The organism is Halomonas kalidii (genome assembly GCF_030010475.1).
GTDB classification, from domain to species: domain Bacteria; phylum Pseudomonadota; class Gammaproteobacteria; order Pseudomonadales; family Halomonadaceae; genus Halomonas; species Halomonas heilongjiangensis.
Genome location: NZ_JASCQN010000052.1, coordinates 168,345 through 184,179, shown reverse-complemented (window position 1 = coordinate 184,179; position 15,835 = coordinate 168,345). Strand labels below are relative to the sequence as shown.

General features: G+C 67.4%; 15 protein-coding genes. 3 read left to right on the top strand and 12 right to left on the bottom strand.

What is annotated here, in order from left to right:
• Positions 1–222 precede the first annotated feature (222 nt).
• Positions 223–792 (bottom strand): TetR/AcrR family transcriptional regulator, encoded by a 570-nt coding sequence (locus tag QLQ85_RS20145; RefSeq protein WP_282740627.1) that lies wholly within the window; start codon positions 790–792, stop codon positions 223–225.
• A gap of 150 nt (positions 793–942) precedes the next feature.
• Between QLQ85_RS20145 and QLQ85_RS20140 the strand changes: the two genes are divergently transcribed.
• The gene (locus QLQ85_RS20140; protein ID WP_282740626.1) at positions 943–2,130 is read left to right on the top strand and encodes an acetyl-CoA C-acyltransferase; all 1,188 of its coding nucleotides are present in this window, start codon (positions 943–945) and stop codon (positions 2,128–2,130) included.
• Between the two features lie 45 nt (positions 2,131–2,175).
• On the opposite strand, the gene QLQ85_RS20135 is transcribed toward QLQ85_RS20140, so the two are convergent.
• Together QLQ85_RS20135 and QLQ85_RS20130 are read right to left on the bottom strand one after the other, a co-directional pair.
• Positions 2,176–2,976 (bottom strand): ABC transporter permease, encoded by an 801-nt coding sequence (locus QLQ85_RS20135; RefSeq protein WP_282740625.1) that lies wholly within the window; start codon positions 2,974–2,976, stop codon positions 2,176–2,178.
• Positions 2,967–3,602: an ABC transporter ATP-binding protein gene (locus tag QLQ85_RS20130; RefSeq protein WP_282740624.1), complete on the bottom strand. Its 636-nt coding sequence runs from the start codon at positions 3,600–3,602 to the stop codon at positions 2,967–2,969. Before QLQ85_RS20130 ends, QLQ85_RS20135 begins: the two co-directional genes overlap by 10 nt.
• A gap of 146 nt (positions 3,603–3,748) precedes the next feature.
• Here QLQ85_RS20130 and arsB point away from each other — a divergent pair, with 146 nt between their 5' ends.
• Both arsB and QLQ85_RS20120 read left to right on the top strand, forming a co-directional pair.
• Positions 3,749–4,828, top strand: a complete 1,080-nt coding sequence (gene arsB, locus QLQ85_RS20125) for an ACR3 family arsenite efflux transporter (protein ID WP_282740623.1) — start codon at positions 3,749–3,751, stop codon at positions 4,826–4,828.
• A 62-nt stretch (positions 4,829–4,890) separates the two neighbouring features.
• Positions 4,891–6,099 carry an MFS transporter gene (locus tag QLQ85_RS20120; RefSeq protein WP_282740622.1) on the top strand — a complete coding sequence of 403 codons (1,209 nt, stop codon included), beginning with the start codon at positions 4,891–4,893 and terminating at the stop codon, positions 6,097–6,099.
• Between the two features lie 37 nt (positions 6,100–6,136).
• On the opposite strand, the gene QLQ85_RS20115 is transcribed toward QLQ85_RS20120, so the two are convergent.
• The 9 genes from QLQ85_RS20115 to QLQ85_RS20075 form a co-directional block, all read right to left on the bottom strand.
• Positions 6,137–6,433: a metalloregulator ArsR/SmtB family transcription factor gene (locus tag QLQ85_RS20115; protein WP_407650426.1), complete on the bottom strand. Its 297-nt coding sequence runs from the start codon at positions 6,431–6,433 to the stop codon at positions 6,137–6,139.
• A 129-nt stretch (positions 6,434–6,562) separates the two neighbouring features.
• A complete protein-coding gene (gene arsJ, locus QLQ85_RS20110) occupies positions 6,563–7,786 on the bottom strand; it encodes an organoarsenical effux MFS transporter ArsJ (RefSeq protein WP_282740621.1) in 1,224 nt (407 codons plus the stop codon).
• Complete coding sequence (locus QLQ85_RS20105; protein ID WP_282740620.1) at positions 7,779–8,807, bottom strand: ArsJ-associated glyceraldehyde-3-phosphate dehydrogenase; 1,029 nt, start codon at positions 8,805–8,807, stop codon at positions 7,779–7,781. Before QLQ85_RS20105 ends, arsJ begins: the two co-directional genes overlap by 8 nt.
• A gap of 100 nt (positions 8,808–8,907) precedes the next feature.
• Complete coding sequence (locus QLQ85_RS20100; RefSeq protein ID WP_282740619.1) at positions 8,908–10,563, bottom strand: methyl-accepting chemotaxis protein; 1,656 nt, start codon at positions 10,561–10,563, stop codon at positions 8,908–8,910.
• Positions 10,564–10,707: 144 nt separating this feature from the next.
• Positions 10,708–11,130: an arsenate reductase ArsC gene (locus QLQ85_RS20095; RefSeq protein WP_282740618.1), complete on the bottom strand. Its 423-nt coding sequence runs from the start codon at positions 11,128–11,130 to the stop codon at positions 10,708–10,710.
• Positions 11,131–11,256: 126 nt separating this feature from the next.
• A complete protein-coding gene (gene pstB / locus QLQ85_RS20090; RefSeq protein ID WP_282740617.1) occupies positions 11,257–12,093 on the bottom strand; it encodes a phosphate ABC transporter ATP-binding protein PstB in 837 nt (278 codons plus the stop codon).
• A gap of 26 nt (positions 12,094–12,119) precedes the next feature.
• Positions 12,120–13,286 carry a phosphate ABC transporter permease PstA gene (gene pstA, locus QLQ85_RS20085; protein WP_282740616.1) on the bottom strand — a complete coding sequence of 389 codons (1,167 nt, stop codon included), beginning with the start codon at positions 13,284–13,286 and terminating at the stop codon, positions 12,120–12,122.
• An 18-nt stretch (positions 13,287–13,304) separates the two neighbouring features.
• The gene (gene pstC, locus QLQ85_RS20080) at positions 13,305–14,561 is read right to left on the bottom strand and encodes a phosphate ABC transporter permease subunit PstC (protein WP_282740615.1); all 1,257 of its coding nucleotides are present in this window, start codon (positions 14,559–14,561) and stop codon (positions 13,305–13,307) included.
• 107 nt (positions 14,562–14,668) lie between these two features.
• Complete coding sequence (locus QLQ85_RS20075; protein WP_282740614.1) at positions 14,669–15,694, bottom strand: substrate-binding domain-containing protein; 1,026 nt, start codon at positions 15,692–15,694, stop codon at positions 14,669–14,671.
• Between the last annotated feature and the right edge of the window lie 141 nt (positions 15,695–15,835).

Here is a 15,835-nt window from a genome sequence, read left to right as displayed (position 1 = left end):
CACGGATGCTTGTGCTTGTTGTCGGCAGAGAATGTCGGCGATCGTGTGACCGTGGCGCTGGCGTATGCGCCAACCTTCTGGTTATATACAGTTGACGTAAGCGTCAACCTAGCAAGCGCTTGGTACAAGCTAGAGGCTCTCGCGGAAGGGAGCAACCCCTGAACGGGCAGAAGGGACTAGACGATGGTCGAGCGTGGCGGGCCGCAAGTCCCGTGAACGGCCTCAGGTAGCGGGACGGGTGATCATGGCGACCAGCTCGCGAGCCAGGTCATCCGGCGAGCGCGCCCCCGACGGATCGTACCAGCGCACCGTCCAGTTCAATGCCCCCATGACGAAGCGCGAGACCAGGAAGCGGTCGCCATGAATCAAGCCGGCGGCCAGGGCCTCGTCGATGACGTCTTCCCACAGCGCTTCGTAGGCGTCGCGCAGGTGGCTCAGGTGGTCCCTGGCCGCGGTGTCGAGACGTCGCCACTCGTAGAGTGCCACCACATGGGCGTTGCGGTCGGTGAGCAGGGTCTCGAGATGCGCGCGGGCCATGGCATGCAACCGCGCCTCCGGCGTGTTGTCGCACTGTTGAAGGGTCTCGCGTGCGATGGCCAGGGCGTTCTGGGTGCCCTCCTCGATCACCGCGGCGAGGATCTCCTGCTTGTCGCGGAAGTGATGGAAGAGGCTGCCGGACTTGATGCCCATCTCCTGGGCCAGCATGCGCACCGTGGTCCGGTCGAAGCCCTCCTGGACGAACAGTTGGGCGGCCTGGCGGGTGAGTTCCTTGCGGCGCGGGGAGTCATTCATTACATTCATCGACGTTTACACTAGCGCTTGCTTGGTTGACCCTGAGAAAACCACAGCCCCGACGGCAGGTCAACGCGCCCTGCCCCACGGGCCGGCAACTCGTATAACGATAATCGCACCACCCGCACTGCTACTCCGGGAGTATCCACCATGAGCCAGTCCAACGATATCGTCTTCCTCTCCGCCACCCGCACCCCCATGGGCGGCATGCTCGGCAGCCTCTCCAGCCTCACCGCGCCACAGCTCGGCGCCGCCGCCATCCGCGCCGCCATCGAGCGCGCCGGGATCGCCCCCGATGCCATCGACGAAGGCATCCTGGGCTGCGTGCTGCCGGCCGGTGTCAAGCAGGGCCCGGCACGCCAGGCGATGCGCCAGGCCGGCATTCCCGATGGCATCGGCGCCACCACCATCAACAAGCTGTGCGGCTCGGGCATGAAGGCCACCATGCTGGCCCACGACCTGATCCGCGCCGGCAGCGGCGAGATGATCCTCGCCGGCGGCATGGAATCGATGTCCAACGCGCCCCATGTGCTGACCAGGGCGCGGACGGGCTATCGCCTCGGTCACGGCGAACTCAAGGACCATATGTTCCTCGATGGCCTGGAGGACGCCGAGACCGGCAAGCTGATGGGGGTCTTCGCCCAGGAGGTCGCCAGTTCCCGTGACTACAGCCGCGAGCGCCTCGACGACTTCGCCATCGCCTCGCTGGAGCGCGCCATGGCGGCCACCAACGCCGGCCACCTGGACGCCGAGATGGTGCCGGTCACGGTCACCACCCGCCAGGGCGAGAGCGTGGTGAATCACGACGAACAGCCCTTTCAGGCCAAGCTCGACAAGGTCCGCTCGCTGCGCCCGGCCTTCGCCAAGGAGGGCACCATCACCGCCGCCAACTCCAGCTCGATCTCCGATGGTGCCTCGGCGCTGATCCTGGCCAGCCAGGCGGCGGCGGACCGGCACGGCGTCAAGCCCATCGCGCGGATGCTCGGCCACAGCACCCACTCCCAGCACCCCAGCGAGTTCACCATCGCCCCGGTGGGGGCCATCGACAAGCTGCTGAAGAAGCTCGACTGGAGCGTGAAGGACGTCGACCTGTTCGAGATCAACGAGGCCTTCGCCGTGGTCACCCTGCTGGCCATGGACGGGCTCGACATTCCCCACGACAAGGTCAACGTCTTCGGTGGCGCCTGCGCCCAGGGCCACCCCATCGGCTCCACCGGCTCGCGGATCATCGCCACCCTGATCCATGCCCTGCGCACCAGGGGCGGCAAGCGCGGCATCGCCAGCCTGTGCATCGGCGGCGGCGAGGCCACCGCGGTGGCGGTCGAACTGGTCGACTGACTCGCGACCCGCTCCTATCCGGCGCCCGCCTTGCGGCGGGCGCCGCTATTTCGGCACCGCCAGCCGATCCAGCCGTAGCCGCTCACGACCATCGAACAGTCGCCGGCTGCCCGCCGCCACCGCCGCCAGGGTGCCGAAGCCGGTGCCCAGGGTGATGGTGAACATGATCAGGATCTGGTACTTCACCGCCAGCGCCGGCGGGCTGCCGGCGAGTATCTGGCCGGTCATCATCCCCGGTAGGCTGACCACCCCGGCGGCGGCCATGGCATTGATCATCGGCATCAGGCCGCTGCGCATCGCCTCGCGGCGGATGTCGCCGATCGCCTCCTGCCAGCGCTGGCCGAGCATCAGGCGGTTCTCGATCACCGCGCGCTGACGCCAGGCGGTCTCGGTGAGACGATCGAGCGCCAGCGCCACCCCGGTCATGGTGTTGCCGAGCATCATGCCCAGCAGCGGAATCGCATACTGGGGGCGGTACCAGGGCTCGGGGCCGATGATCACCGTCAGGGTCAGCACGGTGACGGTGAACGACGACAGGAACATCGCCACCGTGCCGATGCCGAAGGCCCAGCCACCGAGCAGCCGGCGCTTCTGTCGCGCCATCACCTCGCGCCCGGCGATCAGCAGCATGCCAAGCGCCATCAACGCCACCCAGTGCAGCCGCTCGGCCGCGAACAGCGCCTCGAGCACCAGGCCGACCAGCGCCAGCTGGATCACGGTGCGCGCCGCGGCGATCAGCAGACTGCGGCTCATGCCCAGTCGCGCCGCCGCCGTGCAGCCGGCGAGCGCCACCACCATCAGCGCCGCCAGGGCCAGTTGCCACCAGGAGAGCTCGATCACGTCCATGCGGCCTGCTCCTCTTCCACCAGGCCACCGCCATGGATCCGCTGGTGACGCTTCGCCACCCGACCGATCTGCGCCCGGTCGTGGGCGACCCAGATCACCGGCCAGCCGTGCTCGCGCACCCTTTCCACCAGCCAGGCCTCGACGCGCCTCGTGGTGGCGTCGTCCAGGTTGGCGGTGGGCTCGTCGAGCAGCAGCGCCGACGGCTCGCGACACAGCGCCCTCAGCAGCGCCAGGCGCTGCTTCTCGCCCGACGAGAGCCGGCTCACCTGCCACCCCAGCGCCTCCCGGTCGAACCCCAGGGCCTCGAGATCGCGGTCACCGGGGTCGGCAAGGTGCTCGCCGACACTGTCGGCCCACCAGTGGCTCTCCGCCGGCACCAGCATCACCCGTTGGCGCCAGCGGTGGCCCGACACCGCCGACTGGGCCAGCTCGCCCAGCCACACCTCGCCGCGGTGGGGCTCGAGGTCGGCGACGGCGCGCAGCAGCCGGCTCTTGCCCGAGCCGCTGGCCCCGGAGAGACAGAGAATCTCGCCGGGCTCGACGGCCAGGTTGACACTCTCGAGCTCGCCGATCCCCAGTCGATCGAGGCGCAGGGAGTCGGTGGCGGGCGGTGCGGTAACGGACAAGGAGCCTCCCGATGACGGTGACGTGGCGTGCGAGACCGATCATAGCAGCGCCATGCGATCGGTGTGGCTCGACGAGCCGATCGATTGAAGACATATGGAAATACATATATTCTGTCCACACTTCTCGCCGAGCAACGGACGCGCCCATGACGACCCGTTCCAGCACGACAGCACCCAGCTCCGCCGAGGGCATGGGCCTGTTCGAGCGTTTTCTCTCCCTCTGGGTGGCATTGGCCATCGTCGCCGGCGTGCTGCTCGGCCAGTTCGCCCCGGCGGTTCCCGAGACCCTGTCGCGCTTCGAGATCGCCCAGGTGTCGATCCCGGTGGCGGTGCTGATCTGGGCGATGATCTTTCCGATGATGGCGCAGATCGACTTCGCCGCGGTGCTCGGCGTACGCCGCCAGCCCAAGGGGCTGATCATCACCACCACGGTGAACTGGCTGATCAAGCCCTTCACCATGTTCGCCATCGCCTGGCTGTTCCTGATGGTGATCTTTCGCCCGTTCATTCCCCAGGAACTGGCCAGCCAGTACCTGGCCGGCGCCATCCTGCTCGGTGCCGCGCCCTGCACCGCCATGGTCTTCGTGTGGAGTTTCCTGACCCGTGGCGATGCCGCCTACACCCTGGTGCAGGTGGCGCTCAACGACCTGATCATGCTGTTCGCCTTCGCGCCCATCGTGGTCTTCCTGCTCGGCGTGTCGAACATCCAGGTGCCCTGGGACACGGTCGCCCTGTCGGTAGTGCTCTACATCGTGATTCCCTTGACCGCCGGCTACCTGACCCGCCGCACCCTGATCGCCCGCCACGGCTCCGAATGGTACGACGACGTCTTCATGAAGCGGGTGGGCCCGATCACGCCGATCGGCCTGATCATCACCCTGGTGCTGCTGTTCGCCTTCCAGGGAGAGGTGATCCTCGAGGCGCCACTGCATATCGTACTGATCGCCATTCCACTGCTCCTCCAGACCTTCCTGATCTTCTTCGTCGCCTATGGCTGGGCCAAGGCCTGGAAGGTGCCCCACAACGTGGCCGCCCCCGGGGCGATGATCGGCGCCAGCAACTTCTTCGAGCTGGCGGTGGCCGCCGCCATCGCCCTGTTCGGCCTGCAGTCCGGGGCGGCGCTGGCCACGGTGGTGGGCGTGCTGGTGGAGGTGCCGCTGATGCTGGCGCTGGTACGCATCGCCAACGCCACCCGTGACCGCTTCCCCGCCTCTGCGGAGACCTGATCAGGCCGCGCTACGGCTTTCGTCGCCTTGCCCTGCCGACGCCCACGGTCAAGGATGCACGCATGAGTGCTTCCTCGTGGCAACGCCATCCCCTCCTCATCATCGTCCTGGCCCAGCTCTGCGGCACCTCGCTGTGGTTCAGCGTCAACGGGGTTGGCCTGGCGCTGTCCCGAGACCTGGGGCTCTCCGAGGCCGATCTGGGTCGCTTGACGCTGTCGGTCCAGGCCGGCTTCATCGTCGGCACCCTGACCATCGCCGCCACCGGGCTCGCCGATCGCTTCCGCGCCAGCCGCATCTTCGCCGCCTCCTGCCTGGCCGGCGCCCTGGTCAACGGCGGCTTCGTGCTGGCGGCGGCTCATCCGCCTCTCGATCTGCTGCTGCGCTTCGCGACCGGGCTATGCCTGGCCGGCATCTATCCGCTGGGCATGAAGCTGGTGATCGGCTGGACGCCACGGCACACCGGCGCGGCACTCGCCTGGCTGGTCGGCATGCTCACCCTGGGCACCGCCCTGCCCCACCTGCTGCGGGGCTCCACCCTGAGCCTGCCCTGGGAGTGGCCGCTGCTCGGCGCCTCGACCCTGGCCCTGGTCGGCGGCGCCATGGTCCTCGCCCTGGGCGACGGCCCCCACCTGCCCCCGCCGGGCGGCAAGGTTCGACTGCTCGATGGTCTCGCCGCCCTGCGCGAGCGGCGCTTTCGTGCCGTGGCAGGCGGCTACTTCGGCCACTGCTGGGAGCTCTACGCCTTCTGGATGCTGACCCCCTTCCTGGTCATGCGCGAGGTCGAGCGACTCACCGCGCCACCGGGTCTGGTCTCCTGGCTGTCGTTCGGGATCATCGCCCTGGGGCTCATCGGCTGCGTGGGCGGCGGAAGCCTGAGTCGCCGGCGGGGCAGCCTCTGGGTGGCGCGCCGGGCCCTGGCCACCTCGGGGATGATCTGCCTGGCCTACCCCCTGCTGCCCGGGGCACCCCCCGAGTTGTTGCTGGGTCTGCTCGCCCTGTGGGGACTGACCGTGATCGCCGACTCGCCGCAGTTCTCGGCCCTGGCCGCGGCCACCGCGCCACGGGAGCGGATCGGCTCGACCCTGGCGGTGATGAACGCGGTGGGCTTCGCCCTGACCATCCCGGCGATCTCGCTGACCACCACGCTGTGGAGCCTGCAGGGCACCTGGGTGCTGTGGTGGCTGCTGCCGGGACCGCTGCTCGGGCTCCTGGCGCTGCGCGGCCTCATGGAGCTCGAAGCCCATCCCGATGCCGGCACGCCCACACGCTGAGACCGGGGCTCGGCGTCACCTCTCGTGACGTCCTCGCTCAGCACATGGCCAGGCGCCGCTCGGGGCGATTCCCCATGTCCCCGAGCCGCGACCGGCATTCGCCGAGCCTGGCCGCCTCGCCCTGCGCGGCGGCCTGAAGGGTGGTGATCGCCCAGCCGGGGAGCCCGGGCGCGAGGCTGTAGTAGACCCACTGCCCCTCGCGGCGGTCATTGAGCAGGCCACAGCGGCGCAGCTGCGCCAGGTGCCGCGATACCTTGGGCTGGGACTGCTCCAGGGCATGGGTCATCTCGCAGACGCAGAGCTCCTCCTCGACCTGGATCAACAGCAGCAGCATCAGGCGGGTGTCATCCGCCAGGCACTTGAAGAAGCGAACCGGTTCCAGCAGCGTCAAGACGGTCTCCACGACAGGTGATTGTTCAGGGCCATTCTACGGGAAGGGGGCACAGGCCGACAGCGGCCCGCTTCAGGCGTGCTGGCGCGGCAGCGCCAGGGCCAGCGCCGCACTGGCCACCACCAACGCCGCCGAGATCCACAGGCAGGCGGCAAGCCCGAAGACCTGGTAGACCCAGCCGGAGAGCAGCGTGCCCAGCAACCGGCCCATGGCGTTGGCCATGTAGTAGAAGCCGACGTCCATGGAGACGCCGTCGGCCCGGGCGTAGTGCACGATCAGGTAGCTGTGCCAGCTGGAGTTGATGGCGAACAGCACGCCGAAGGCCAGCAGCCCCGCCACCAGCCAGCCCACCTGGGCCAGCGGCAGCAGCGCCAGCAGTGCCGGCAGGCCGGCGAGCGCCAGCGCCCAGAACGCCGTGACCCCGCGTGCCCCGCCCTTGACCAGCCCGGTGAGGCGCGGCGCCTGGGTCTGCACGCCGCCGTAGCCGATCACCCAGATCGCCAGCAACCCGCCCACCGTCCAGTGGCTCCAGCCGTGCTGGTCATAGAGGAACACCGGCAGAGCCACCACGAACCACACATCGCGCGAGGCGAACAGGCAGAGCCGCGCCGCCGCCAGCACGTTGATCGCCCGCGACTTGGAGAACACCTCGCGAAACTTGGGCTTGCGCTTCTGGCGCCCCAGGTCGGCCTTGAGGCGCACCAGCGACAAGCCCAACACACCCACGAGCATCAGCGCCATGACGCCGACCGCGCCTTGAAAGCCGATCAGGGTCAGCAGCAGGCCGCCAAGGAAGAAACCGGCGCCCTTGAGGGCGTTCTTGGAGCCAGTGAGGATCGCCACCCAGCGGTAGAGAGCACTGCCGGCACTGGGGCTGTCCGTGGGCACCAGCACCTTGACCGCGCTCTTGGCGCTCATCTTGTTGAGATCCTTGGCGATCCCCGACAGCGCCTGGGCGGCCATCACCCAGGGCACGGTCAGCGCCGCGGCGGGCACCATCAGCATGGCCAGCGCCACGATCTGCAGGCCAAGGCCCATGTTCATGGTGCGGTTGAGGCCGAGCCGGGCACCGAGCCAACCGCCCACCAGGTTGGTGACCACGCCGAAGGCCTCGTAGAAGAGGAACAGCAGGGCCACCTCCAGCGGCGAGTAGCCGAGCTGGTGGAAGTGCAGCACCACCAGCATGCGCAGGGCGCCGTCGGTAAGGGTAAAGGCCCAGTAGTTGCCGGTGATCAACAGGTACTGGCGGACCTCGACGGGCAGCCCGCGCAGCCGAGCGGCAAGCGATTCAGCCACGGCCCACCTTCAGGGCCAGCTCGGCGGTGCGGTTGGCGTAGCCCCACTCGTTGTCGTACCAGGCGTAGAGCTTGAGCTGGGTGCCGTTCACCACCATGGTGGAGAGCGCATCGATGATCGAGCTGCGCGGGTCGGTGCGGTAGTCGATGGAGACCAGCGGGCGCTCCTCATAGCCCAGGATGCCGGCCAGTTGGCCCTCGGCCGCGGCCTTCAGCGCCGCGTTGACCTCCTCCACCGTCACCTCGCGCGCGAGTTCGAAGACCATGTCGGTGAGCGAGGCGTTGGCCAGGGGCACGCGGATGGCATGGCCGTTGAGCCTGCCGGCGAGTTCGGGGAAGATCTCGGTGATCGCCTTGGCCGACCCGGTGGTGGTGGGAATCAGGCTCATGCCGCAGGCCCGCGAACGGCGCAGGTCGGGTTTGCCGGGAGAGCTCGGGGCATCGAGGATGACCTGGGTGTTGGTGATGTCGTGCACCGTGGTCATCGAGCCGTGGCGAATGCCATAGGTTTCGTGGATCACCTTGACCACCGGCGCTAGGCAATTGGTGGTACAGCTCGCCGCGGTGACGATGCGATGCGTCTCGGGCTCAAAGCGGTCATCATTGACGCCCACCACCACGTTGAGCACGCCCTCCTCCTTGACCGGCGCACTGACCACCACACGATCCACGCCCTGATCCAGGTAGGCCTGCAGCTTTTCGCGGCTCTTCATCTTGCCGGAGCACTCGATAACGACATCGCAGCCCGACCAGTCGCTGTCGGTGGTGGCAACGTTGGCGCTGAAACCGATCCGCTTGTCGTCGATGACGATGGCGTCCTCCTCGGCGACGATGCCCTCCCCCGGCGACCAGCGGCCGTGCACCGAGTCGAACTCCAGCAGGTGGGCGAAGGTGGCGGCATCGCCGCCCGGGTCGTTGATGCGGCCGATCTCGACCTCGCCTGATTCGACGCGGGGCCAGAGGCTGCGCAGCGTCAGCCGGCCGATACGGCCCAGGCCATTGATTCCGATTGTCAGCGTCATCCGAAGCGCCTCATCTGTTGGGGGTTAGCCGAGAACGGCGATAATATATGGGCAGGAATATATACGGAAAAGCATATTTATCAACTCCCCGGTGCCGACCTCAAGCGATGGCCGGCAGCCGTGCCGCCGTCTCCTCCGCTGGCGGCTCTGCCCCCTCCGCCAGGGCCGCCCAGTCGGGGGCTTCGTCCTCGACGGGATCGGCGTCGAGGTGGAACCCCCGGGCGAAGGCCGCCATGCGTTGGGCCTCGACCTCCAGGCGCTGGGCGTCACCGGCGGCCCACTCCACAAGACGGGCGCTGTCCCGGGTCGCCGCCTGCATCTGCGCCATGGCCCCATTGACCTCGTCGATGCCACCCCGCTGGGCCTGGGAGGCCTCGTTTATGCGCGACATCAGGGCTTCCACCCGCTCGATGGCGAGGATGATCTCGCGGGTATGCTCCACGGCCTCGCGGGACAGCTCGCCGCCGGCCGCCACGCTCTGCCGCGAGGCCTCGATGCGCCCACGAATCTCCTTGGCGGCGTGGTCACTGCGGGAGGCCAGCTCGCTCACCTCCTTGGCCACCACCGCGAAGCCGCGCCCCTGGTCGCCGGCCCGGGCCGCCTCCACCGAGGCGTTCAGGGCCAAAATATTGGTCTGGAAGGCGATGCTCTCGATCAACGCGATCATGCTGGCGATCTCCTCGGAATGGGACTGGATCGCCTCCATGGTGTCGGCAAAGCGGGTGATCACCGTCTCCCCCTCCCGGGCCCGTCGGGTGGCCCCCTGAGCGGAGCGGCCCACCTCGTCGGCGGTATTCACATTGCCCTCCACGGCCCGGGTCAGGTGGGCCAAGTGGTCCGCGGTCTGGGCTAGGGTCGCGGCCTGTTGCTGGGTCTGGGCGGCCAGGGAGGCATTGTCCTCGGCCATGCTGCGGCTGGCGCCATGCACGCCCTCGCTGCCCTGGCGCAGGTAGCCCACCGTCTCGGTCAGGGAGGCCTGCATGGTCGCCAGCTCGGCGAACAGCTGGCCGATCTCGTTGCGGCCCCGGGCCTCGATGGGGGCCGAGAGGTCGCCCTCGGCGATGCGCCGGAAATGCCCCATCACCTCGCGCAGCGGGCGAATCACGTTGCGGGTCACGCCCCACAGCACCAGGGCCACCAGCAGGGCCGCCGTCGCCAGGGTGGCCAGCAGACTGGCGCCGAGCCAGTCGGCCAGGCGCCGGAACTGGGCCGCCAGCGCCTGGCCTTCGCCGACGGAGGCGGCGAAGAAGTCGTCGGCCACCGTCATAAAGGCCTGGCTGCTCTCGGTGACCCGGGACTGGCCGGAGCGATAGCCGGCATGGTCACCGTCCTGAAGCAGCATCAGCTGCAGGCCGAGGTTGTTGTCCACCAGGGACTGGTAACGCTGGCTCAGGGCCTCGATGGCCTCCTGCTGGCCGGGGGCGGGGGGCACCGCCTGGAAGCGCCGGAAGGCCGCCTCGGCGGAGCCCAGCAGCGCCTCAGCCCGCTCGATGACCGGCCCCGGCCGTTCGAAGGCCGGAGTTCGCAGCAGCTCGGCGGCGCGATCCATCTCGACCCTCGCCCGCAGCACGTCGATATAGGCGCGGTTGAGGGCCTGGGCCTGTTCCACGTTGAGGCGATTGAGGGTGCCGAAGGCATCGCGGCTGATATAGTTCGAGTAGAGACCGAGCAGGCTGGCGCCGAGGATCAGGATGGCGAAGGCGGCCAGGACCAGCGACCAGCTGCGTCTGACCGTCATATTTTCGAAGCGAAGCATGGGCTCTCCGGAAGGCAAGAATGGCGGAGGTGGCGCGGAGGATGCGCGCGACCGGCGACCATGCCAGGCATCGCCCTCCTGGCGATACCATGTCTCCTTCCCGACCCGGCGGTGGCTGCCGTATCTATTAGTAACAATTTATTATTACAGCCGAGTGTCTTGGCCCCGGCTGGCCAGCCACAGGGTGAGGCGCCGGCGGATCTCCTGCAGGGCCTGGGCATAGGCGTCGGGGCGGTCGATCAGCCGCGGGTCGCGGATATCCCAGTAGAGGTGTTCGTCCGAGCTTCCCCGCCAGTCGCGGCACGCCTGCTGCGCCTTGTCGCAGAGCACGATCACCGCCGCGAAGCGCTCCCCGGCGAAGTCGTCCAGCGACTTGCTGGCCAGCCCCTCGGCGGCGATGCCCTGCTTCTCCAGGGCCGCCAGCGTCAGTTCATGGGGGCGGTCCGGCTCGCTGCCGGCACTGAAGGCCTCGAAGCGATCGCCCGCCAGGTGTCGCAGCAATGCCTCGCCCATCAATGAGCGGGCGGAGTTGGCGTTGCAGAGAAAGAGTACCCGCTGCCTGTTCATGAATGCGGCTCCTTGATATATGGAATTTCATATATAAAGCGAGCAGATGTCAACCGTATGACAGGGGACGGAGACGACAACGGGGAAGCCAAGGCCTCCCCGTCGCTGCTTCTCGCGTCATGGCACTCAGCCGTAGCGCCCGGTGATGTAGTCCTCGGCCTTCTTGGTGGCCGGGTTGGAGAACATCGTCTTGGTGTCGTTGTACTCGATGATCTCGCCCAGGTGGAAGAAGGCGGTGTAGTCGGCCACCCGCGCCGCCTGCTGCATGTTGTGGGTCACGGTGACGATGGTGAACTGCTGCTTGAGCTTGTCCATCAGGTCCTCGATGGTCGCCGTGGAGATCGGGTCCAGGGCCGAGGTGGGCTCGTCCATCAGGATCACGTCGGGCTGCACGGCGATGGCCCGGGCGATGCACAGGCGCTGCTGCTGCCCCCCCGAGAGCGAGGTGCCCGGCTGGTGCAGCTTGTCCTTCACCTCCTCCCACAGGCCGGCGTCGCGCAACGCCCTTTCCACCAGCTCGTCCTGCTCGGCCTTGCGACCGACCAGGTCATGCATGCGCGGCGCATAGGCGATGTTCTCGTAGATCGACTTGGGGAAGGGATTGGGCTTCTGGAACACCATGCCCACCCGGCGGCGCAGCGCCACCTCGTCCATCTTCGCCGCATTGACGTCACGGCCGCCCATCTCCACCAGCCCCGCGATGCGCACCCCGGGAATCAGGTCGTTCATGCGGTTGAGGCAGCGCAGGAAGGTCGACTTGCCGCAGCCCGAGGGACCGATCAGCGCCGTGACATTCTTCTCGAAGATATCGATGTCGAGGCCCTTGAGGGCCTGGCTCTGGCCGTACCAGAGGCTGAGATCGCGCACCCGGATGCTCAGGTCGTGGCAGGCCTCTTCGTTGCGGTTATGCGGTTGTCCGACCGCGGGTGTCTGGCCATGGCGGGGAGCGGCTTGCATGTTCATGTCGATGTCCTCTGTGACGCGCTGGCTCACCAGCGACGCTCGAATTTCTTGCGCAGTACCACGGCGGTGGCATTCAGGAAGATCAGGATCGAGAGCAGCACCAGGATGCCGCCGGCGGTCTTCTCGACGAAGGCGCGGTCGGGCTCGCCCGCCCAGGTGAAGATCTGTGCCGGCAGCACCGTGGCGGCCTGGGTGAACGACGCCGACACATCGGGAATGAAGGCCACCATCCCGACGATGATCAGCGGCGCGGTCTCGCCCATGGCCTGGGCCAGGCCGATGATCGAACCGGTCATGATGCCCGGCATGGCCAGGGGCAGCACATGGTCGCGCACCACCTGCCAGCGCGAGCAGCCCACCCCGAAGGCGGCGTGGCGGATCGAGTCGGGCACGCTGCGCAGCGCCGTGCGGGTGGCGATGATGATCACCGGCAACGTCATCAGCGCCAGCGTCATGCCACCCACCAGCGGGGAGGAGCGCGGCACCCCGAAGAAGTTGATGAAGATCGCCAGGCCCAGCAGGCCGAACAGGATCGAGGGAATCGCCGCCAGGTTGTTGATGTTGATCTCGATGATCTGGGTCAAGCGGTTGTCCGGGGCGAACTCCTCCAGATAGAGCGCCGTCATCACGCCGATGGGAAAGGCGATGGCCAGGGTCACCAGCATGGTCATGACGGTGCCCACCGCGGCAGCCAGGATGCCCGAGCTCTCGGCCATCTTGGAGTCGCCACGCGAGAAGAAGGTGGTGTTGAACTTCAACGTCACCTGGCCGCTCTCGGCCAGCTCGTCGACCACCTCACGCTCCGCCTCGCTGAGCTTGTTGCGATGTCCCTTCAGGTACTGGTCCACCTCACCGTTGGCCAGTACCCAGCGCCGCTCGCTGGTGCCGAGCAGATCGGGATCATCGCGCAACATCCCCGGGATCAGACGCTCGAAGCTGCGGCTGACGATCCGCGAGACCTCGGGATCCATGGCCGCGCGCCCCATGCGGCTTGCCTCCTCGTTGTAGTCCAGTTCCACCTGCACGTAGGCCTGCTGGAAGGCCGGCAGGCCCTTGTTCAGCATGTCGGCGAAGAAGAGCACCAGGAACAGGCCGGCCAGCCCCAGCGCCCCCATGGAGATCCACTTCAGTCGCGCCGACTTGCGGTGGCGCCTCTTGAGCTGGGCGCTGATCTCGTCGAAGGATTGACTCATCTGGGCGATTCCTCGGCGTTACAGGTTGTTGACGCGGTACTTCTCGCGGAAGCGGCGGATCATGAGCACCGATACCAGGTTCAGGCTCAGGGTGACGCCGAACAGCACCAGCCCCAGGGCGAAGGCGGAGAGGGTCTCGGCACTCTCGAACTCCAGGTCACCGGTGAGTGCCGCGACGATGCGTACCGTCACCGTGGTCATGTCTTCCAGCGGGTTGGCGGTGAGGTTGGGCCGCATGCCGGCCGCCATCACCACGATCATGGTTTCGCCGAGCGCCCTGGAAACCGCCAGCAACGAGGCGGAGATGATACCGGGCAGTGCCGCCGGGATGACCACGTCGCGAATCGTCTCGCCCTTGGTCATGCCCAGCGCCAGGGAGCCCTGACGCATGCTGTCGGGCACCGAATTGATGACGTCGTCGGAGAGCGAGGAGATGAACGGGATGATCATGATGCCCATCACCATGCCCGGTGCCACGGCGTTGTTGAACGACGCATCCAGTCCCAGCGCATTGGCGACGTTGACGATGATCGGCGCCACCGTGATGGCGGCGAAGAAGCCGTAGACCACGGTGGGGATGCCCGCCAACACCTCGAGGGTGGGCTTGGCCAGGGTACGCACCCGCTTGGGGGCGAACTCGGCCATGTAGATGGCTGCCAGCAGACCGATGGGGATCGCCACCAGCATGGCGATGGCGGTGATCATGAAGGTGCCGGCGAACAGCGGTACCGATCCGAACTGGGCGGCGCTTCCGCCCTCAGCGGCGCGACCGGCCGCCGCCAGGAAGCTGGCGCCGGGGTTCCAGACGGTGCCGGTGATGAAGTCCCAGAAGCTGTGCATCTGGAAGAAGCGCAGCGCCTCGAAGACGATGGAGAAGAGGATGCCGAAGGTGGTGAAGATCGAGATCAGCGCGGCACCGACCAGGATCCAGCGGATGACCCGTTCGATGGCCTGCCGGGCGTGGAAGTCCGGATGCACCCGGTTCATGCCCACCATCAGGCCGATCGCGGCCACCCCCAGGCTGCCGGCCAGCAGGTAGGGCGTCGGGATCTCGGCGCCCAGCAGCAGCAGCAGGAAGCCGCCCACGGCACTGACCAGCAGGGCGGGACCGGCGGTGGCCAGCACGGCGAACCAGGCGTACTGGTCGGGTTGGGCATACATGGCCGTGCCGGTGGCACGCACCCGCGCGGCCTTGGCACGCCCCAGGAAGAAGGCTATCAGACCCAGCAGCAGCAGGGCGCCGCTGAACAGTGCCAGGAGTTGGTTGGTCTGCATAGGATTCTCTCGATGAATGGCAACGGCAGGCAGACTGCCGTAACGTGCGACGGCCGGCAGCCTCGGGCTGCCGGCCAGGTCAGGCCTCCTTGCCCGTGACGTGCGTCTTACAGATCGGCGACCTGCAGGGCGACGCGCTCGGTGACCTTCTGACGGGCCACCTCGCGCTCGGCCTCGGGCAGCGGGATCAGGCCGAGGTCACTCAGGTAGCCACCCTCGCCGATCATGGTCTCGGAGACGAACATCTCGACATACTCGTACAGCGGGGACACCTCCTCGGCGTGCTGGTTCTTCACGTAGAAGAACAGCGAGCGGGCCACCGGATAGTCGCCGGCGCTGATGGCCTCGGCGTCGGGCGCCACGCCATCGATGCTGGTACCGATCAGGGTATCGGGGTTCTCGACCAGGAAGGAGTAGCCGAAGATGCCGAAGGCGTTGGTGTCCTCGCTCAGGCGCTGGACGATCAGGTTGTCGTTCTCGCCAGCGTCGATGTAGGCACCATCGGCACGAATCTCGGTGAAGGCCTCGCCGCCGTAGGCTTCCATTTCCTCGGAAGCGACTTCCATCACCAGCTCCTCGAAGGCGTCACGAGTCCCGGAGGTGCTGGGCGGCCCATAGATGGAGATGGCACGCTCCGGCAGCTCGGAATCGATGTCGCTCCACTTCTCGTAGGGGTTGTCGACAAGTTCGCCATCCACCGGCACCCGGGCGGCCACGGCCAGGAAGAGCTGCTCGAGGGTCAGGTCGAGCTCGCCGTTGGCGCTGGACTGGGCCAGCACGATGCCGTCGGAGCCGATCTTCACCTCGGTGACATCGGTCACGCCGTTCTCTTCGCAACGCTCCACCTCGGAGGCCTTGATGCGACGCGAGGCGTTGGAGATGTCAGGAGTGCCCTCACCGATGCCGTTGCAGAACAGGCGGATGCCGCCACCGGAGCCGGTGGACTCGATGACCGGGGTCGGGTACTCGGTGATGGCACCGAACTCCTCGGTGACGTAGCTGGCAAACGGGTAGACGGTGCTGGAGCCGACGATACGGATCTGATCGCGGGCCTGGGCGACACCGGCCACGCCCATGACGGTGGCAGCGATGACCGTGGTCTTGAATGCACGGCTCTTGAGGATGCGGTTCATGCGAGTCACTCCTGTCGATGGAAAGGTGTCTGGCCTTCTCACGGCACACATTGCCGGAGCCGCATGACAGCTTCATGACAGGACGAAAGGAGCGTAACCAAGAGTGACTGACGGTGGTGGTAGACCGCCGCTTCAGACCAG